We start from the raw sequence: 18,236 nt of genomic DNA on the forward strand, positions 1-18,236 counted from the left end.
GGCCTCCGCTCAGCCGGGGGTGTAGATGATGGAGCGCGAGCAGGGCGTGGTGGCGGCGAATTGCACCACCTGCGCATCCGGCACCTGGCGGGCGCCGCATTCGCCGCGGATCTGCCGCACCGCCTCGACGTTCAGCGCCCAGCCCTGCATGTAGGAATTGGACAGATGCCCGCCGTCGGTATTGGTCGGCAGCCTGCCACCGAGCCGCAGCGTGCCGCCCTCGACGAAGCCGCCGCTCTCGCCCTGCTTGCAGAAGCCGAGGCCTTCCAGGCTGAACAGCACGGTCGGGCTGAAATTGTCGTAGCACATCAGCGCATCGACATCCCCCGGCCCGACGCCCGCCATGCCATAGGCCTGGTCCGCGACGTCGCGCACCTCGTCGTACCAGAAGTTGCGGTCGAAATTGGGCAGCGAGGCATTGGTGTAGGCCTCGCGCGCGCCGATGCCGGAGATCATCACCGGCCGCTTCCGCAGGTCTCGCGCCCGCTCCTTCGTCGTCAGGATCAGGCAGACCGCGCCGTCGTTGATCAGGCAGTAGTCCAGCAGCCGCAGCGGCGCAGTGATGGGCCGCGCCGCTTCATGGTCCTCGATGGTGATCGGCTGCTTCATCACCGCATCGGGGTTGAGGCAGGCATGGTGGCGGATGGCGACCGAGACCTCGGCCAGCTGCCGGGTGGTGGTGCCATAGAGCGCCATGTGCCGCTGGAACATCAGCGCATGCGCCGCCCCCGGCGAGGTGTAGCCATAGGGGTCCCAGACGCCGGGGCTTTCCTCGCCGCCGTAGTTCACCCGCCGGGAGCGGCCGATATTGGCGTAGATCAGCGCGGCATAGTCGCAGAGCCCGGCCTCGAGCGCCGCCGCCGCCTCGATGATGGCCATGGCGGACATCCGGCCATGCGCCGGGAATTGCACGGTCCAGCGCGGGTTCAGCCCGAGGATCTCGCCCATGCGCGCGTAGTAGGGCAGGCGGCAGACGCCGAGCCCGTCGACCTGGTTCTTGTCCAGGCCGCAATCCTCGACGGCGCGGCGGAAGGCCTCGGCGCCGAGGCCGTAGTCGTCGGTATGCGGGAAGTTGCCATAGGCGGTATTGCCGACGCCGACGACCGCGATCCGGTCCTTGAGGCGATGGAAGGCGGGGGTCATGCGCCGGAGACCGGGGACGCAGGGCGCCCTGGCGGCAGTTCGTTCATTCCTGCGTTTCCCCTCGGCGGCGCCCCCGGACCAGGGCGTCTCGCCGCCACGCTAGCGTGCAGCCCGCGCGGCCGGCAATAGCGGCCGGGACGTCGTCGCATCGGCTGGAAGGGGAGGGAACCGGTGGTGGGCGCGACAGGGATTGAACCTGTGACCCTTCGCGTGTGAAGCGAATGCTCTACCGCTGAGCTACGCGCCCGAACCGTGTTGGGAGCGGGTTAGTAAGGGCAACGCCGCCCCGGCGCAAGCCCCTTCCGCCGCCGTTCCGGGTGGATATTGGCTCCGCGGCGCCACGGGTCGCCCCCGCATTCGCTGGATGGATCGTATCCGCCGGATGGATGCCGCCGAGCCTTGCGGGCGGGCCGCCGCCGCCGCAACTTCGGCGGCGACGATGACCGGCCCGCGAAAGGTCCCTTCGATGAGCAGCAGACGGCAGTTGCGCCTGGGCGCCTTCATGCGGCCGGTGAGCATCCATACCGGCGCCTGGCGCTACCCCGGCGCCTTCCCGGACGCCAACTTCAACTTCGCCCACTACAAGCGCTTCATCCAGACGCTGGAGCGCGGCCGGTTCGATGCCTTCTTCATGGCCGACCACCTGGCGCTGCTGAACATGCCGGTCGAGGCGCTGAAGCGCAGCCATACCGTCAGCAGCTTCGACCCGCTGACCCTGCTGCCGGCGCTCGCCGCCGTCACCGAGCACATCGGGCTGATCGCCACCGCGAGCACGACCTACAACGAGCCCTACCACATCGCCCGGAAATTCGCCTCGCTCGACCACATCAGCGGCGGCCGCGCCGGCTGGAACCTGGTCACCACCTCGAACCCCGACGCGGCCAAGAACTTCGGCCATGACGAGCACATGCCGCATGGCGAGCGCTACCAGCGCGCCCGCGAGTTCTTCGACGTCGTCACCGGCCTCTGGGACGGCTGGGCCGACGACGCGCTGATCCGCGACGCGGGCAGCGGCATCTACTTCGACCCCGACCGGGTCCATGTGCTGGACCACAAGGGCCCCGAGTTCAGCGTCCGCGGCCCCCTGAACGTCGCCCGCCCGGTCCAGGGCTGGCCGGTCATCGTCCAGGCCGGCGCCTCCGAGGCCGGGCGGCAGATCGCCGCCGAGACCGCCGAGGCGGTCTTCGCCAGCCAGGCGACGCTGGCCGAGGGGAAGGCCTTCTACGCCGACATCAAGGGGCGCATGGCCCGGCTCGGCCGCGACCCGGACCACCTGAAGATCCTGCCCGGCGCCTTCGTCGTGGTGGGCGACACGGTGGCCGAGGCGCGCGCCAAGCGCGCCCATCTCGACAGCCTGGTGCACTACGACAGCGCCATCGCCTCGCTCTCGATCGCCCTCGGCACCGATGCCAGCCGCTTCGACCCGGACAGCCCGCTGCCGCCCATTCCCGACACCAACCAGAGCAAGAGCGGCCGCGAGCGCACCATCGCCCTGGCCGAGCGGGAGGGGCTGACCGTCCGCCAGCTCGCCCAGCGCCTCGGCGGCTACGGCGGCCTCGCCATGGTCGGCACCCCCGCGACCATCGCCGACGAGATGGAGCAGTGGCTGGTCGAGGGCGGCTCCGATGGCTTCAACGTGATGTTCCCCTGGCTGCCCGGCGGGCTCGACGATTTCGTCGACCAGGTGGTGCCCGAGCTGCAGCGTCGCGGCATCTTCCGCCGGGAATACGAGGGCCGCACGCTGCGGGAGAACCTCGGCCTGCCACGGCCGAAGAGCCGCTTCTTCCCCGCCGGCTGAGTTGCGGCGGGGCGGGCAGGGGCCATATCCAGCGGCATGGGAAACCGACACCTGCTCGCCGGCTGTTCCGCCCTGTTCGCCACCCTGGCACCGGCCGATGCCGGGGCGACGCCGCTGGTCGCCCGCTACGAGGCCACCGCCGGCGGCATGACCATCATGCAGTTCGACGCCACCTTCGACCTCGAGGGCCCGCGCTACGCCATCCGCATCCAGAGCCGGATGCGCGGCGTCGCCGCCTGGCTCGCCAGCGGCGAGCAGGTGACCTCGGTCGAGGGCCGCTGGGAGGGCAACCACCCCATCCCCGACCGCTACCGCCAGGAGGGCACCTTCCGCGGCAAGCGCCGGGTGGTCGCCATCGACTATGCCCCCGCCGGCATGCCCCAGCTCCGCGCCCTTGAGCCGCCGAACGACGGCGAGCGGGAGCCGGTGCCCGCGGCGCTGCGGCAGGACACCATGGATGGGCTCTCGGCCCTGGCCAAGCTGGTCCGCAGCGTGTCCCGCACCGGCCGCTGCGACACCACCGCCCAGGTCTTCGACGGCCGTCGCCGGTCCAACTACAGTGTCCGCACCGTCAGCCAGGACGTCATGCCGGCCTCGGCGGGCTATGCCGGCCCGGCGCTCCGCTGCGCCTTCGAGAGCCGCATCCTCGCCGGTTTCCGGCTCGACCAGGACCGCGAGGCCGAGGCGAAGATCCCGCACCCCGCCACCGCCTGGCTCGGCCATCCCTGGCCGGGGGCAGGGCCGGTGCCGGTGCTGATCGAGATGCCGACCCGCTGGTTCGGCCCGGTCCGGGCGACGCTGGTCTCGATCGCCTCGGCCGGCTCAGGCCAGGCGGTGGCCCAGGGCGGCGCCCCCGAGGCCGGTCCGCGGCCGGGCCAGCAGGGCCGGTAGCAGTTCGGCCAGCTCCTCCGGCCGTGCCGCCACCGCCGTGGCCCCCTCGGCCATGGCCGGGGTCCCGTAGCCCCAGGCGGCGAAGATGCAGGGCAGGCCCGCCCCGGCGCCCGCGATAACGTCGTTGCGGTGGTCGCCGATCATGATGGCCCGGTCGGGGCTGCCCCCGGCCAGCGCCAGCGTCGCCTGCACATGCGCCGGGTCCGGCTTGCGGGTGGGGAAGCTGTCGCCGCCGCCGACCGCGGCGAATCGCCCGGCGAGGCCGAGCGCCCCGAGCAGCGCCGCGGTCGCCGCCGCCGGCTTGTTGGTGCAGACCGCCAGCCGCCAGCCCGCTGCCTCCAGCCCCGCCAGCACCGCGGCGATGCCGGGAAACAGCGCGGTCCGCTCCGCCGCGCGGGCGGTGTAGTCGGCGGCGAAGGCGTCCAGCGCCGCTTCCTCGAAGGGCCGGCCGCGGGCGGCCAGGGCACGCTCCACCAGCCTCCGGACCCCGTCGCCGATCATCCCGACGACCTCGGGCCGGCTGTAGCCGGGCAGGCCGAGGCCGGCCGCCAGCCGGTCCAGGGCCGCATGGATGTCGGGCGCGCTGTCCACCAGCGTGCCATCGAGGTCGAATACGGCTACAGGATGCATGCCCCACCCTGCCGCGCCGGCGGTCCGAGGGCAATCCATGCGGGCCCCGGGGCGGAGGCCTGCGCGGCGTCCCGACGGTTGCCGCGGGCCGTTTCCCGTTTCACCGTTCGGATAGTGTATCGGTGTCACATCCGGCAATCCGACTTGACCTCCTTCGGCCCCCTTCCCCTCCCCGGGGGGCTTGCCGCCACCACCCGCCAGCGACTACCGGAGATGCCCATGCCCGCCGCCATCATCCTCGCCGCCGGTCTCGGGACCCGCATGTGCAGCAGCCTGCCCAAGGCGCTGCACCCGGTCGCCGGCCGGCCCATGCTCAACCACCTGATCGCCGCCTGCGAGCAGGTCTTCGACCGCATCGTGGTGGTGGTCGGGCCGGGGATGCCGGCGCTCGAGGCCGCCGCCCGGCCGCATGCGACGGTTGTGCAGGCCGAGCGCCTGGGCACCGGCCATGCCGCAGCGCAGGCGGCCGGGCTGCTGCGGGACTTCCCCGGCGACGTCGCGGTGCTCTACGCCGACAATCCGCTGATCCCGGTCGAGACCCTGCACCGCCTGGTCACCCGCCGGGCCGAGGCCGGGCTGGCCCTGCTGGCGATGCGCCCGGCCGACCCCGGCCGCTACGGCCGCGTGGTGGCCGATGCGGCGGGCGACGTGGCGCGGGTGGTCGAATGGGCCGATGCCGACGCGGCCGAGCGCGCCATCCCGCTCTGCAACGCCGGCGTCGTCTGCGCCCCCGCCGCCGACCTGTTCCGCTGGCTGGACGCGGTGCGGCCGGAGAACGCCAAGGGCGAGTACTACCTGACCGACATCGTGGCGCTGGCCGTGGCCGACGGCCGCCGCGTGGTGGCCGAGGAGGCCGCCGAGGCCGACCTCGCCGGCGCCAACAGCCGGGCCGAGCTCGCCGTGCTGGAGGCCGGGATGCAGTCCCGCCTGCGCGCCGCCGCGATGGCCGGCGGCGCCACCCTCGTCGCGCCGGAGACCGTCTTCCTTGCCTGGGACACGGTGCTCGGCCAGGACGTCACCATCGGCCCCAACGTGGTCTTCGCCCCCGGCGTGACGGTCGAGGACGAGGTCGAGATCCGCGCCTTCAGCCACCTCGAGGGCTGCCTGGTCCGCCGCGGCGCCGTCATCGGCCCCTATGCCCGGCTGCGCCCGGGCACCGAGGTGGGGGAGGCGGCGCATGTCGGCAATTTCGTCGAGCTGAAGGCGACCACCCTCGGCCGCGGCGCCAAGGCCAACCACCTGAGCTACCTCGGCGATGCGGCCGTCGGCGCCGGGTCCAACATCGGCGCCGGCACCATCACCTGCAACTACGACGGCGTGGCCAAGCACCGCACCGAGATCGGCGCCGGCGCCTTCATCGGCAGCGACACCGCGCTGGTCGCCCCGGTGCGGATCGGCGACCGCGCCCTGGTCGCGGCCGGCAGCGTCATCACCGAGGACGTGCCGGACGACGCCATGGGCATCGCCCGCGGCCGGCAGGCGAACAAGCCCGGGCGCGGCTTCAAGGGCAAGAAAGGCTAATCATCATGTGCGGCATCGTCGGCGTCATCGGCAAGGCAAGCGCGGCCCCGCTGCTGCTGGAAGCGCTGCGGCGCCTGGAATACCGCGGCTACGACAGCGCCGGCATCGCCACCCTGGTGGAGGGCGCAATCGACCGCCGCCGCGCCGAGGGCAAGCTCGGCAACCTCGCGGCCGTGCTGGAGCGCGACCCGCTGCCCGGCACCACCGGCATCGGCCATACCCGCTGGGCGACCCATGGCGCCCCCACCGAGCGCAACGCGCATCCGCACAGCACCGCCCGGGTCAGCGTGGTGCACAACGGCATCATCGAGAACCACGCCGAGCTGCGCGCCGAACTCGAAGGCAAGGGCGCGGTCTTCGAGACCGAGACGGACACCGAGACCTTCGTCCGCCTGGTCGACGACTTCCTGCACCAGGGCCGCACGCCGCAGGCCGCCTTCGCCGCCGCGCTGAAGCGGGTGCATGGCGCCTTCGCGCTCGCCGCCATCTTCGCCGGCCATCCGCGCCTGCTGCTGGCCGCGCGCCAGGGCGCGCCGCTCGCCATCGGCTACGGCGAGGGCGAGATGTTCGTCGGCTCCGACGCGCTGGCCCTCGCCCCGCTCACCCGCCGCATCGCCTACCTGGAGGAAGGCGACTGGGCCGAGCTGACCGACGACGGCGCGCAATTCTACGACGCGGCGCATCAGCCGGTCTCCCGCAAGGTGGTGGTCACCGCCGTCTCCGGCGCCGCCGTCGGCCGCGGCAACTACCGCCACTTCATGGAGAAGGAGCTGCACGAGCACCCCGCGGTGCTCGGCGACACGCTGCGGCAGTACCTCGACCCGAAGACGCTGGAGGTGCGCCTGCCGCGGCTGCCCTTCGACCCCGCCAAGATCACCCGCCTCACCATCTCCGCCTGCGGCTCCGCCTTCCTTGCCGGCATGGTCGGGCGCTACTGGATCGAGCAGCTCGCCCGGCTGCCGGTCGATGCCGATGTCGCCTCCGAGTTCCGCTACCGCAACCCGCCGCTGGCCGAAGGGGGCGCGGCCATCCTCATCAGCCAGTCCGGCGAGACGGCGGACAACATGGCCGCGCTGCGGCTGCTGAAGGACGCCGGGCAGCACGTGCTCTCGGTGGTCAACGTGCCGGAATCCTCCATGGCGCGGGAGAGCCATGGCGCGCTGCTGACCGTCGCCGGGCCCGAGATCGGCGTCGCCTCGACCAAGGCCTTCACCGCCCAGCTCGCGGTGCTCGCCTGCCTCGCCATCGGCTTCGGCCGTGCCCGGCGCGAGCTCTCGACGCTGGACGAAGGCCGCCTCGCGCAGACCCTGCTGGAAGTGCCCAGCCACGCCGCCGCCATCCTGGAACAGGACGCGCAGATCCGGGCCCTCGCCGTCGAAGTGGCCAAGGCGCGCGACGTGCTCTTCCTCGGCCGCGGCGCGCTCTACCCCATCGCCCTCGAGGGCGCGCTGAAGCTGAAGGAGATCAGCTACATCCATGCCGAGGGCTATGCCGCCGGCGAGATGAAGCACGGCCCGATCGCGCTGATCGACAGCGAGGTGCCGGTCATCGCCCTCTGCCCCTCGGGCCCGCTGTTCGAGAAGACCGCGAGCAACCTGCAGGAGGCCGCGGCGCGCGGCGGCCGGGTCATGGCCTTCACCGATGCCGAGGGTGCCGCGGCGCTCTCGCGCTTCGCCGAGCGGGTCATCATCCTGCCGAAGGTCGGCGAATTCTCGACGCCCATCCTCTACGCCATCCCGGTGCAGCTGCTGGCCTATCACGTGGCGGTGCTGAAGGGCACCGACGTGGACCAGCCGCGCAACCTGGCGAAGAGCGTGACGGTGGAATAGCGGCGGTCAGAACGGATACTTGATCCCGGAGAAGACGGCGAGGCCCTCGCTGCCATAGCCGATATCGACATAGCCGACGATGAACGGCCGGGCCACGGCACGGAACCCGAGCCCGCCCACGGCGTGGAGCGAGGCGAGCGGGTTGCCCGTGAGGTCGTGGTACACGCGCCCGACCTCGACGAACGGGGCCAGCTCGACGCTCAGGGTCGTCTTGAACAGATCCAGGTCGAGCATGGTGTAACGCAGCTCCAGGCTTGCCGAGACGGCATTCCGGTCGATGAAGCGGCCGGCGCCGAACCCGCGCAGCGGCTGCGCGCCGGCCAGCACGCTGCGGTCGCCGCCCAGGCTGCCCAGGGCCCAGAACGGTGGGGTGACGCCGGTCGGCATGGTGCGCAAGGCGGCATGGCTGGCGACGATGAGGTCGCGCGCCACCGGCCAGAAGTGCCGGGCGTCGATCCCTGCGACGGAATAGGAGGCGGCACTGCCGACCGGGGGCGACACGCCGGCATAGGCCGCGAGCGCGACGCCGCGGGTCGGGACATCGAGCGAATCACGCGTATCGTAGGTGACGGAGAGCAGGTTGAGCAGATCGTAGCCGGCGCCGAGCCGGCCGGTGCCGGGGAACACGGCCTGGATCGAAGGGAGTTCCCGGGACACGCCGGCCTCGACATCGACCCAGCGCGGACGCAGCAGGTAGGCGACCTGCCAGTCATGGCTCGCATTCCAGCCGACCCTGACCTCGGCGAAGGCCTGCCCGGTGACGAAATTCGTCTGGTCCGCACGCCGCGCTCCGTTGCCGATACCGAAGAAGCGCGAAGTGCCGCTGCGGTCGTAGACTGCCTGGACAGACCAGGACCATGCCTCCTGGCGCAGCCGGCCGGTGGTGTAGAGCGCGTCGAACTCCCGCTCCACCCGCTGCTTCAGCCCGCCGACGACGTACCACTGGGTATCCTCCGAAGGGTAGCTGAAGATCCGGCCGCGGCTGCCGAAGCCGAAATCCGGATGATGGATGACATCCGGCGCGAGGATGCGCCGGATCTCCCGCTGCTCGTCGGTGGTCAGGAACACCGACAGCAGCCCGGTGGTCGTGCCGCTGTTGGGGTCGGTACCGACTTCCGGGATGGGGATGAAAGGCAGGTCGCGGAAGTTGAGGGCGTTGAGGAAGCTTGGCGCCTGCACGGGACCGCCGGGTTGCGGTGCGCCCGGCTGGGCGAAGGCACCGGCCAGGCAGAGGATCCACCCGAGCAGCGACCCGGCGAGGCAGCGGAGTCCGGGCGTCCCGGCGACGAGACGCCCGCACGCCCCTCGGAAATGCCCGGACAGGACCCCACGCATCACAGGACGCCCGCCGTCCGCAGGACGGCCCGGATCACCGATGCCCGGCCGGCGTCCCTGCCTCCGGGCATGCGGGCGCATCGGCTGGACCGAGGCTGCATCCTTGCTCCACGGGGCTGTCGGGGGCGCGTCCAGCCGACAGCGATGCTGCCTTCCCCTGACAGACTCCGGGCGCCCCGTCCTTGATCCGGATCAGGGCTACCGCTCGGAGCGCCGCGCCCGCGCCACCGGGAAAGGCGTGCCGGCTGCCGCCGCCGGCACCCATGGCGGCCTAGCCGTCCAGGATCGCCACCGCCCGGGTCCAGCCGGCCGAGCCCTCATGCACCTTCACCGGGAAGCAGGAGACCATGAAGCCATCGGCCGGGAGCACCTCCAGGTTGTGCAGCTTCTCGAGGTGGCAATAGCCGATCTCCCGCCCGGCCCGGTGCCCCTCCCAGATGATGTCGGGCGAGGCGCCCTCGGCCAGCCGCCGCTTGGTCACGCTGAAGGGCACGTCCCAGGACCAGGCATCGGTGCCGCAGAGCCGGATGCCCTGCTCCAGCAGGAACATCGTCGCGGCGCGGCCCATGCCGCAGCCGACGTCGACGTAGTCGTCCTCGCCGTAGCGCCGCCCCGCGGCGGTGTTCACCACGACGATCTCGAGCGGCGCCAGCACATGACCGATCCGCCGGAGCTCCGCCGCCACGTCGTCCGGCTGCACGGTGTAGCCATCGGGCAGGTGGCGGAAGTCCAGCTTCACCCCGGGCTGGAAGCACCAGTCGAGCGGCACCTGGTCGATCCGCATCGACGGCTCGCCGCCGGGGACCAATGCCTCGTTCATGCGTGGGAAGAAATGATAGGGGCTGTCGAGATGGGTGCCCGCATGGGTCGAGATCTGCACCTGCTCCCGCGCCGCGTACTTGCCCTCCGGCAGCGCCTCGAGGCCGATGCCGAAATAGGCGGCGATCGGCGGCGCCGTCATGTCGTGGTCATGGTACTCGATCTTCGGCAGCGCCCAGGGCGGGTCGGACCTGATCCCGGCCTTGAGCGGGACCGAGATGTCGATGATGCGGCGCGGCATGGACGTTCTCTCCCCCCGGTTGCGGAAAGCCTAGGGGCGCAGGCGATTTCGGGCAACGCGATGACACGGCGGATGCCCCGCCCTATCTTCCGGGCCTCGGGAAGGAGACCATCATGCTCGACGCCCTCGCAAAGCTGCCGCTGAAAGACCCGGAGCTGTTCCGCCAGGCCAATTGCATCGACGGCCAATGGGTCCAGGCCGACAGCGGCAAGACCCTGACGGTCCGCAATCCCTCGACCGGCGAGGCGGTCGGCACCGTGCCCGCCATGGGCCAGGCCGAGACCCGCCGCGCCATCGAGGCCGCCAACCGCGCCCAGCCCGCTTGGCGCGCCATGCTGGCCAAGGACCGCGCCACCATCCTGCGCCGCCTCTTCGACCTCATGCTGGCGAATACCGACGACCTCGCCGCCATCATGACCGCCGAGCAGGGCAAGCCGCTGGCCGAGAGCAAGGGCGAGATCGCCTATGCCGCCAGCTTCATCGAGTGGTTCGCCGAGGAAGGCAAGCGCGTCTACGGCGAGACCATTCCGCAGAACGCCAAGGGCCGCCGCATCATCGTGACGAAGGAGCCGATCGGCGTCTTCGCGGCCATCACGCCCTGGAACTTCCCGGCGGCGATGATCACCCGCAAGACCGGCCCCGGCTGGGCCGCCGGCTGCACCGGCGTCATCCGCCCGGCTTCGCAGACGCCCTTCAGCGCCCTGGCCCTGGCCGTGCTGGCCGAGCGCGCCGGCATGCCGCCCGGCGTCTGCAACGTCATCACCGGCCCCTCGGGCGAAACCGGCAAGGAGCTGACCAGCAACCCGCTGGTCCGCAAGCTGACCTTCACCGGCTCCACCGATGTCGGCCGCCTGCTGCTGGCGCAATGCGCGCCGACCATCAAGAAGACCAGCATGGAGCTCGGCGGCAACGCCCCCTTCATCGTCTTCGACGACGCGGATCTGGACGCCGCGGTGCAGGGCGCCATGGCGTCGAAGTACCGCAACACCGGCCAGACCTGCGTCTGCGCCAACCGCATCCTGGTCCAGGACGGCGTCTACGACGCCTTCTCGGCCAAGCTGAAGACCGCGGTCGAGGCGCTGAAGGTCGGCGACGGCATGGAGGCCAACGTCACCCAGGGCCCGCTGATCAACCGTGAGGCGGTCGAGAAGGTCGAGGAGCACATCGCCGACGCCACCAAGCGCGGCGCCACCATCGTCACGGGGGGCAAGCGCCACAGCCGCGGCGGCAATTTCTTCGAGCCGACGATCCTCGCCGATGTCCCGCATGACGCGATGATCTTCACCGAGGAGACCTTCGGCCCGGTCGCCCCGCTGTTCCGCTTCAAGGACGAGGCGGAAGCCATCAAGCTCGCCAACGACACCCCCTTCGGGCTGGCCGCCTATTTCTACGCCCGCGACGTCGGCCGCATCTTCCGGGTGGCGGAGGCGATCGAGGCCGGCATGATCGGCATCAACGAGGGGCTGATCAGCACCGAGGTCGCCCCCTTCGGTGGCGTCAAGCAATCCGGCCTGGGCCGCGAGGGCAGCAACCTCGGGATCGAGGAATACCTCGAGGTGAAGTACCTGGCGCTCGGCGGCATCGGCACCTGAGCCGGGATCCACGCCGCCTCGGCGTGGATCGCTAGCCATGCACGGATAGCAGGGCGGGGTTTCGTGCCCCGCCCTGCCTTTCCTGGTGGAAACCGGACCTCGGCTGTCCCATTTCCCCGGCGTCACGCCAGGGAAGCCGCGCCGATGTCCGCCTCCACCTGTGCCGCCGCGCCGCTGCCGGCGCGACGGGTCGCCGTCAATACCCCCGCCGCGCTGGCCTCGGGCGCCATCCTGCTGCTCGGCGCCGGGCTGCTCGGCCAGGTGGTCAGCCCGCGCCAGGCGGTGCTGTACCTGCTCGGGGCGGCGCTGGGCCTGGTGCTGTACCATGCCGCCTTCGGCTTCACCTCGGCCTGGCGGGTCTTCATCGCCGACCGCCGCGGGGCCGGCCTGCGCGCCCAGATGGTCATGCTGGCGGTCGCGGTGCTGCTGTTCTTCCCGGTGCTGGCCGCCGGCAGCCTGTTCGGCCAGCCGGTGCAGGGGCTGGTGGCGCCGGTCGGCGTCTCGGTCCTGGTCGGGGCCTTCATCTTCGGCATCGGCATGCAGATGGGCGGCGGCTGCGCCTCGGGCACGCTCTATACGGTGGGCGGCGGCTCGGTGCGGATGCTGCTGACGCTTGCCGCCTTCGTCGCCGGCTCGGCCCTCGGCGCGGCGCACCTCCACTGGTGGTCGGCGCTGCCGCACCTGCCGCCCATCTCCCTGGTGCAGCTCTGGGGCCCGGTGCCTGCCATCGCCGTCAACCTCGCGGTCTTCGCCGGCATCGCCTGGCTGACCGTGGTGCTGGAGCGCCGCCGCCATGGCCGGCTGGTCGAGCCCGATGCCGCCCCGCGCCAGGGCCTGCCCCGGCTGCTGCGCGGCCCCTGGCCGCTGGTCGCCGGCGCCGTCGCCCTGGCGCTGCTGAACTTCGCCACCCTGGCGCTGGCCGGCCGGCCCTGGGGCATCACCTCCGCCTTCGCCCTGTGGGGCTCCAAGGCCGCGGCGCTGATCGGCTTCGACCCGGCGAGCTGGCCCTTCTGGTCCAGCCCGGCCCAGCGCGCCGCGCTCGAGGGCAGCGTGCTCAACGATGTCACCTCGGTCATGGATTTCGGCATCATCTTCGGCGCCCTGCTGGCCTCGGCCCTGGCCGGCCGCTTCGCCCCGAAATGGGGGGTGCCGCTGCGCTCGGCCCTGGCCGCGGTCTTCGGCGGGCTTCTGCTCGGCTATGGGGCGCGCCTGGCCCATGGCTGCAACATCGGCGCCTATTTCTCCGGCATCGCCTCGGGCAGCCTGCACGGCTGGGCCTGGATGGTCGCCGCCTTCTTCGGCAACGTGCTCGGCACCCGCATCCGCCCCGTCTTCGGGCTGGAGGTCGAGCGGCTGCCGCGCCAGACCGGCTGCTGAACCGGCTCTCCCGACGGGCCGGGGTTACCCTGAGCGGCCTTCCATCGCATATGATCGCCGAAACGGAGGGCTGACCATGGCTTACGACTTCGACCTCTTCGTCATCGGCGGCGGCTCCGGCGGCGTCCGCGCCGCCCGGATCGCCGCCACCCATGGCGCCCGGGTCGGCATCGCCGAGGAGCGCTTCTGGGGCGGCACCTGCGTCAACGTCGGCTGCGTGCCGAAGAAGATCATGGTCAATGCCGCCGAATACGGCCTCTGGGCCGACGACGCCGCCGCCTTCGGCTGGGAGGTGACGAAGGGTCCCTTCGACCTGGCGAGGCTGGCCGCGCGGCGGGATGCCGAGGTCGCCCGGCTGAACGGCATCTACGGCCGGCTGCTCGGCGGCGCTGGCGCCACCAGCTTCGATGCCCGCGCCACCTTCATCGACGCGCATACGCTGGATGTCGGCGGCAAGCGCGTCACCGCCGAGCGGATCATCATCGCCACCGGCGGCCGTGCCACCCGCCCGGACCTGCCCGGCGCCGAGCTCGGCATGCTCTCGGACGACGTCTTCGACCTGCAGTCGGTGCCGAAGCGGCTGCTGGTGGTGGGCGCCGGCTACATCGCGCTCGAGTTCGCCTGCGTCTTCCAGGCCCTCGGCGCCCAGGTCGACGTGGTCTTCCGCGGCGCCCTGCCGCTGCGTGGCTTCGACCAGGACATCCGCGAGGCGCTGCCCGAGGCGCTGGAGGCCCAGGGCATCCGCCTGCACCCCAACACGACGCCCGCCCGGCTCGACCGCCAGGGCGACCACCTCCGCCTCAGCCTGCTCGGCGGCGCCAGCCTGGAGGCCGATGCGGTGCTGTTTGCCACCGGCCGGGCGCCCAATACCCGGGGTCTCAACCTGGCCGCCGCCGGGGTCGAGTGCACCGCCCTCGGCGCGGTCGAGATCGACGACGACCACCGCACCACCGCCCCCAACATCTGGGCGATCGGCGACGTGACCGACAAGCTGAACCTGACCCCGATGGCGACCGCCGTCGGCCACGCCCTGGCCGATACCCTCTTCGGCAACATGCCGCGCCGGGCGAGCTACGAGAACGTGCCCACCGCCGTCTTCACCTCGCCGCCGATCGGCACGGTGGGGCTGACTGAGGCGGATGCCGTCATCCATGGCCCGGTCGACATCTACCTCACCCGCTTCAACACCATGCGGCACGTCATGACCGGTCGCCCAGGCCGCAAGACCCTGATGAAGCTGGTCGTCTGCCAGCGAAGCCGGAAGATCCTCGGCGCCCATATGCTGGGGGAGGATGCGGCCGAGATCATGCAGGGCATCGGCATCGCCGTAGTCATGGGCGCGACCAAGGAGGATTTCGACCGCACCATCGGCATCCACCCGACCGCGGCCGAGGAATTCGTGACGTTGCGCACCCGCACCCGGCAGGCCGGGCTGCAGGCCGCGGCGGAATAGCGGCCCGCGCCTGGGTTCACCCGGGCCGCGGCATGGGCTAGGCTGGCCAATTCCAAGGGAGAAAGCAGTAATGGTCGCGCGCGGTTGGCACCCCGGTAGCTGGCGGGACATGCCGATCCGGCAGGTGCCGGATTACCCCGATATGGCGAAATTGGCCGAGGTCGAGGCCCGTCTCGCCCGCTTTCCCCCGCTGGTCTTCGCCGGCGAGGCCCGGCGGCTCGAGGCCGCGCTGGCCCGTGCCGGCCATGGCCAGGGCTTCGTCCTGCAGGGCGGCGATTGCGCCGAGAGCTTCGAGGACTTCACCGCCAACATCATCCGCGACACCTTCCGGGTGCTGCTGCAGATGGCGGTGGTGCTGACCTTCGGCGGCGGCACCCCGGTGGTGAAGCTCGGCCGCATGGCGGGACAATTCGCCAAGCCGCGCTCCTCCGATACCGAAACCGTCGACGGCGTCAGCCTGCCCTCCTACCGCGGCGACATCATCAACGGCCCGGAGTTCAGCGCCGCCTCGCGGCTGCCCGACCCGGCGCGGATGGAATTCGCCTACATGCAGTCGGCGGGCACGCTGAACCTGCTGCGCGCCTTCGCCACCGGCGGCTACGCCGACCTGCACCAGGTGCATCGCTGGAACCTCGGCTTCGTCGAGCGCAGCCCGCTGGCCTCCCGCTACCAGGACCTCGCCTCGCGCATCGACGAGACGCTGAGCTTCATGCAGGCCTGCGGCATGTCGGACAGCCCGCAGGTGCGGGAAACCGACTTCTACACCTCCCATGAAAGCCTGCTGCTGCCCTACGAGCAGGCGCTGACCCGGGTCGACAGCACCACCGGCGATAGCTACGCCTGCTCGGCCCACTTCCTCTGGATCGGCGACCGCACCCGCCAGCCTGATGGCGCCCATGTCGAGTTCCTGCGCGGGGTGAAGAACCCGATCGGCATGAAGGTCGGCCCGAGCATGGAAGCGGATGAGCTTGTGAAGCTCACCGAGATCCTGAACCCGGCCAATGCCATGGGCCGCCTCACGCTCATCACCCGCATGGGCGCCGACAAGCTGGAGGCCAAGCTGCCGCCGCTGCTGCGCGCGGTGAAGCGGGCCGGCCGCAACGTGGTCTGGCTCTCGGACCCGATGCACGGCAACACCACCACCGTCGGCGGCTACAAGACCCGGCCCTTCGACGCGGTGCTGACCGAGGTCCGCCGCTTCTTCGACGCCCATGCGGCCGAAGGCACCCAGCCCGGCGGCGTGCATGTCGAGATGACCGGGCAGGAGGTCACCGAATGCCTCGGCGGCGCCCATCGCCTGTCCGAGGCCGACCTCGCGCTGCGCTACCAGACCTTCTGCGACCCGCGGCTGAACGCCGAGCAGTCGCTCGAGCTGGCCTTCCTCATCGCGGCGGAGCTGAAGGCGCGGCGCGCGCCCAGCGCCTCGCTGCCGGCCCAGGCCGCGCAGTAGCATGGACGCGCTGCCTCCCCCGGGCGACCCGCCACCGGAAGGCCCGGATGCGGCGATCACCAGCCATACCGACGTCTACTTCAACCGCACCCGGGCGATCGTCCAGCGCTTCGGCGATTGCCAAGTCACCTATGCGGTCTTCCTCCGCCGCCCGGTGGTCAGCGCGCCGCGGCTGATGCTCGAATGGCTGGAAGGCGTGGCGCGGGACCGCGGCACCCAGTTCGGCATCGAGGTGATGCACCCCGAGGGCACCTGGGTGGGGGCGGGCGATCCGATCCTCTACCTCACCGGCTCCTTCGCCCAGCTCGCCGACCTCGAGACCCTGTATCTGCAGAAGCTCGGCCCGCCCTGCGTCGCCGCGCACAATGCCTACCAGATGTGCCTGGAACTGCCGGCGGTCGCCTTCCTGGCGATGGATGCCCGGCACTGCGCCGGGGCCGAGATGGCCAACATGATGGCCTATGCCGCCAGCGTCGGCAGCGAGGCGGCCAAGCGGGAAGGGGCCCGCGGCTTCGTCGGCAATGCCACCGACGCGACCGCCCACTGGTTCGGCGCCTCGCGCGGCTTCGGCACCATGCCGCATGCCCTGATCGGCTATGCCGGCAGCACCCTCCGCGCCGCCGAGATGTTCCATGCCAACTACCCGGAGGAGAACCTCACCGTCCTGGTCGACTACTTCGGGCGGGAGGTGACCGATGCGCTCGGCGTCTGCCAGCGCTTCCCCGAGCTGGGCGCCGCCGGCCGCCTGGCCTTCCGGCTGGACACCCATGGCGGCCGCTTCCTCGAGGGGCTCGATCCGGCCGAGAGCTATGCCGTGCTCGAACGCCATGCCCCCGGCGCCATCCGCCGCTACCGGTCGGAGACCGAGCTGCGCCACCTGGTCGGCACCGGCGTCTCCGCCGCCGCCGTCTGGAAGATGCGGGAGGCGCTCGACGCCGCCGGCTTCCCCAAGGTCCGCATCGTCGCCTCCTCCGGCTTCGGCGTGCAGAAGTGCCGGGTGATGGCCGAGGCCCGCGCGCCGATCGACGTGGTCGGCACCGGCAGCTTCATCCCGGACACCTGGTCCGAGACCTATGCCACCGCCGATATCGTCGCCTATGACGGGGTGCCGCGGGTCAAGCTCGGCCGCGAATTCCTGCTGCGCCGCAACGGCGAGCGCAAGCGCACCGGGGCCGTCGCGCCGGGCTGAAGCCCGGGCGCCGGTCAGCCCGGCGGCACGGCGGCTGGCTCGGCCGCCGGCGGCCGGGGCTTCTCCAGCACGCAGTAGGACTGGCCCAGCACATGCAGCCCGGCCGGCACCGCCTCGGTCGCCGTCTCCGGCGTCACCTGGATGGAGGGCTCGTCGCCGCGCCTGATGGCGACGACCCGGAAGCCCAGCCGCCGGGCCCAGATCTCGATGTCGCCGGCATGCATGAAGACGTTGATGTGGCCGAGGTAGGAACGCTTGCGCACCCAGTCGACGTTGCCCTCGAAGACGCTCCACTGATCCTCGACCGCGAATTCGAAGAAGGAGAAGACCACCCGCCCGCCCGGCGCCAGCACCCGGTAGGTCTGCTCGAGGTAGGCGTAGGATTCCTCGTGCAGCAGATGGGTGAAGACCGAGAAGTAGGTGACGAGGGTGGCCCAGCCGTCGGGGGCCGGCATGGTGTTGCCGGCGACCTGCTCGAGCCTGAAGTCCGCCCGGGCCGCCTTCCGCCGGTTGTAGTCCAGCAGTTCCGGCACCACGTCGAGGCCGATGTACTGCAGCTTCGGGTAGCCCACCAGCTGTTTGGTCAGCCGCCCGGCGCCGCAGCCGACATCGATGACCCGGCTGTCGGGCTGCAGCCCGTATTGCAGCAGCAGGCTGTGCTCCAGGACCCCGAAATGCTCGAAGGCGCCGCCGACCGACCGGGCCACCGCCTCGTCTTCCGGAAAGGCGGCCAGGTAGGCCCGCACCATGGCCGCGTAGCTCTGCACGTACTGGAATTGGGTACTCATGCGCGCTCCGGCGGGTCAGGGCGGTGAATTGCTGAAGCCTGCTGCTATCATGCGTTGTGCCGGAAGGTCCAGGCGTGGCGCGTCACGCCTGGTCGCCGCCGCCCGTGCCGGGCCGCCTGCGTTGACCCGGATGGACCGCGCCGAATACAACCCGCGCACGCCATCCGGCCGCGCGCCTCG

The 18,236-nt window shown here is 71.6% G+C and carries 14 protein-coding genes and 1 tRNA gene; 9 read left to right on the forward strand and 6 right to left on the reverse strand.

Features of this window, described 5'->3' with window-relative positions; genetic code table 11:
- Positions 1 to 9: 9 nt before the first annotated feature.
- On the reverse strand, positions 10 to 1,143 hold the full coding sequence (locus QWZ14_RS27960; protein ID WP_290320336.1) for a thiolase family protein: 1,134 nt from the start codon (positions 1,141 to 1,143) through the stop codon (positions 10 to 12).
- A gap of 172 nt (positions 1,144 to 1,315) precedes the next feature.
- Positions 1,316 to 1,390: transfer RNA gene (locus QWZ14_RS27965), tRNA-Val, on the reverse strand.
- Between the two features lie 219 nt (positions 1,391 to 1,609).
- On the opposite strand from QWZ14_RS27965, the gene QWZ14_RS27970 reads away from it, so the two are divergent.
- Together QWZ14_RS27970 and QWZ14_RS27975 are read left to right on the forward strand one after the other, a co-directional pair.
- Positions 1,610 to 2,941, forward strand: a complete 1,332-nt coding sequence (locus QWZ14_RS27970) for an LLM class flavin-dependent oxidoreductase (protein ID WP_290320337.1) — start codon at positions 1,610 to 1,612, stop codon at positions 2,939 to 2,941.
- Between the two features lie 36 nt (positions 2,942 to 2,977).
- Entirely contained in the window at positions 2,978 to 3,832 is an 855-nt protein-coding gene (locus tag QWZ14_RS27975; RefSeq protein WP_290320338.1) for a DUF3108 domain-containing protein, read from the forward strand.
- Here QWZ14_RS27975 and QWZ14_RS27980 read toward each other — a convergent pair.
- Entirely contained in the window at positions 3,764 to 4,462 is a 699-nt protein-coding gene (locus QWZ14_RS27980) for an HAD-IA family hydrolase (protein WP_290320339.1), read from the reverse strand. The two genes, QWZ14_RS27975 and QWZ14_RS27980, sit on opposite strands and share 69 nt — an antisense overlap.
- Before the next feature lie 213 nt (positions 4,463 to 4,675).
- Here QWZ14_RS27980 and glmU point away from each other — a divergent pair, with 213 nt between their 5' ends.
- Together glmU and glmS are read left to right on the forward strand one after the other, a co-directional pair.
- A complete protein-coding gene (gene glmU, locus QWZ14_RS27985; RefSeq protein ID WP_408903752.1) occupies positions 4,676 to 5,983 on the forward strand; it encodes a bifunctional UDP-N-acetylglucosamine diphosphorylase/glucosamine-1-phosphate N-acetyltransferase GlmU in 1,308 nt (435 codons plus the stop codon).
- Between the two features lie 5 nt (positions 5,984 to 5,988).
- A complete protein-coding gene (gene glmS, locus QWZ14_RS27990; RefSeq protein ID WP_290320341.1) occupies positions 5,989 to 7,812 on the forward strand; it encodes a glutamine--fructose-6-phosphate transaminase (isomerizing) in 1,824 nt (607 codons plus the stop codon).
- A 6-nt stretch (positions 7,813 to 7,818) separates the two neighbouring features.
- Here glmS and QWZ14_RS27995 read toward each other — a convergent pair whose 3' ends face one another.
- Positions 7,819 to 9,147 (reverse strand): BamA/TamA family outer membrane protein, encoded by a 1,329-nt coding sequence (locus tag QWZ14_RS27995; protein WP_290320342.1) that lies wholly within the window; start codon positions 9,145 to 9,147, stop codon positions 7,819 to 7,821.
- A gap of 271 nt (positions 9,148 to 9,418) precedes the next feature.
- Positions 9,419 to 10,207, reverse strand: a complete 789-nt coding sequence (locus QWZ14_RS28000; protein WP_290320343.1) for a cyclase family protein — start codon at positions 10,205 to 10,207, stop codon at positions 9,419 to 9,421.
- Positions 10,208 to 10,320: 113 nt separating this feature from the next.
- On the opposite strand from QWZ14_RS28000, the gene QWZ14_RS28005 reads away from it, so the two are divergent.
- The 5 genes from QWZ14_RS28005 (at position 10,321) to QWZ14_RS28025 (ending at position 17,268) form a co-directional block, all read left to right on the forward strand.
- Positions 10,321 to 11,799, forward strand: a complete 1,479-nt coding sequence (locus QWZ14_RS28005) for an NAD-dependent succinate-semialdehyde dehydrogenase (protein WP_290320344.1) — start codon at positions 10,321 to 10,323, stop codon at positions 11,797 to 11,799.
- A 144-nt stretch (positions 11,800 to 11,943) separates the two neighbouring features.
- A complete protein-coding gene (locus QWZ14_RS28010) occupies positions 11,944 to 13,176 on the forward strand; it encodes a YeeE/YedE family protein (protein WP_290320345.1) in 1,233 nt (410 codons plus the stop codon).
- Positions 13,177 to 13,252: 76 nt separating this feature from the next.
- Complete coding sequence (gene gorA / locus QWZ14_RS28015) at positions 13,253 to 14,629, forward strand: glutathione-disulfide reductase (RefSeq protein WP_290320346.1); 1,377 nt, start codon at positions 13,253 to 13,255, stop codon at positions 14,627 to 14,629.
- 70 nt (positions 14,630 to 14,699) lie between these two features.
- Positions 14,700 to 16,079, forward strand: a complete 1,380-nt coding sequence (locus tag QWZ14_RS28020; protein WP_290320347.1) for a class II 3-deoxy-7-phosphoheptulonate synthase — start codon at positions 14,700 to 14,702, stop codon at positions 16,077 to 16,079.
- 1 nt (position 16,080) lies between these two features.
- A complete protein-coding gene (locus QWZ14_RS28025) occupies positions 16,081 to 17,268 on the forward strand; it encodes a beta/alpha barrel domain-containing protein (RefSeq protein WP_290320348.1) in 1,188 nt (395 codons plus the stop codon).
- A gap of 14 nt (positions 17,269 to 17,282) precedes the next feature.
- On the opposite strand, the gene QWZ14_RS28030 is transcribed toward QWZ14_RS28025, so the two are convergent.
- A complete protein-coding gene (locus tag QWZ14_RS28030) occupies positions 17,283 to 18,056 on the reverse strand; it encodes a class I SAM-dependent methyltransferase (RefSeq protein WP_290320349.1) in 774 nt (257 codons plus the stop codon).
- Positions 18,057 to 18,236: the final 180 nt, after the last annotated feature.

The organism is Paeniroseomonas aquatica (assembly GCF_030409335.1).
GTDB lineage: Bacteria > Pseudomonadota > Alphaproteobacteria > Acetobacterales > Acetobacteraceae > Belnapia > Belnapia aquatica.

Excerpts from the sequence above, each read along its gene's own strand:
- glmU (WP_408903752.1), top strand. The coding sequence starts at position 4,676 with ATGCCCATGCCCGCCGCCATCATCCTCGCCGCCGGTCTCGGGACCCGC.
- QWZ14_RS27975 (WP_290320338.1), top strand. The coding sequence starts at position 2,978 with ATGGGAAACCGACACCTGCTCGCCGGCTGTTCCGCCCTGTTCGCCACC.
- QWZ14_RS27970 (WP_290320337.1), top strand. The coding sequence starts at position 1,610 with ATGAGCAGCAGACGGCAGTTGCGCCTGGGCGCCTTCATGCGGCCGGTG.
- QWZ14_RS28000 (WP_290320343.1), bottom strand. The coding sequence starts at position 10,207 with ATGCCGCGCCGCATCATCGACATCTCGGTCCCGCTCAAGGCCGGGATC.
- QWZ14_RS28010 (WP_290320345.1), top strand. The coding sequence starts at position 11,944 with ATGTCCGCCTCCACCTGTGCCGCCGCGCCGCTGCCGGCGCGACGGGTC.
- QWZ14_RS27960 (WP_290320336.1), bottom strand. The coding sequence starts at position 1,143 with ATGACCCCCGCCTTCCATCGCCTCAAGGACCGGATCGCGGTCGTCGGC.
- QWZ14_RS28030 (WP_290320349.1), bottom strand. The coding sequence starts at position 18,056 with ATGAGTACCCAATTCCAGTACGTGCAGAGCTACGCGGCCATGGTGCGG.
- QWZ14_RS27980 (WP_290320339.1), bottom strand. The coding sequence starts at position 4,462 with ATGCATCCTGTAGCCGTATTCGACCTCGATGGCACGCTGGTGGACAGC.
- glmS (WP_290320341.1), top strand. The coding sequence starts at position 5,989 with ATGTGCGGCATCGTCGGCGTCATCGGCAAGGCAAGCGCGGCCCCGCTG.
- QWZ14_RS28025 (WP_290320348.1), top strand. The coding sequence starts at position 16,081 with ATGGACGCGCTGCCTCCCCCGGGCGACCCGCCACCGGAAGGCCCGGAT.
- gorA (WP_290320346.1), top strand. The coding sequence starts at position 13,253 with ATGGCTTACGACTTCGACCTCTTCGTCATCGGCGGCGGCTCCGGCGGC.
- QWZ14_RS28020 (WP_290320347.1), top strand. The coding sequence starts at position 14,700 with ATGGTCGCGCGCGGTTGGCACCCCGGTAGCTGGCGGGACATGCCGATC.
- QWZ14_RS28005 (WP_290320344.1), top strand. The coding sequence starts at position 10,321 with ATGCTCGACGCCCTCGCAAAGCTGCCGCTGAAAGACCCGGAGCTGTTC.
- QWZ14_RS27995 (WP_290320342.1), bottom strand. The coding sequence starts at position 9,147 with ATGCGTGGGGTCCTGTCCGGGCATTTCCGAGGGGCGTGCGGGCGTCTC.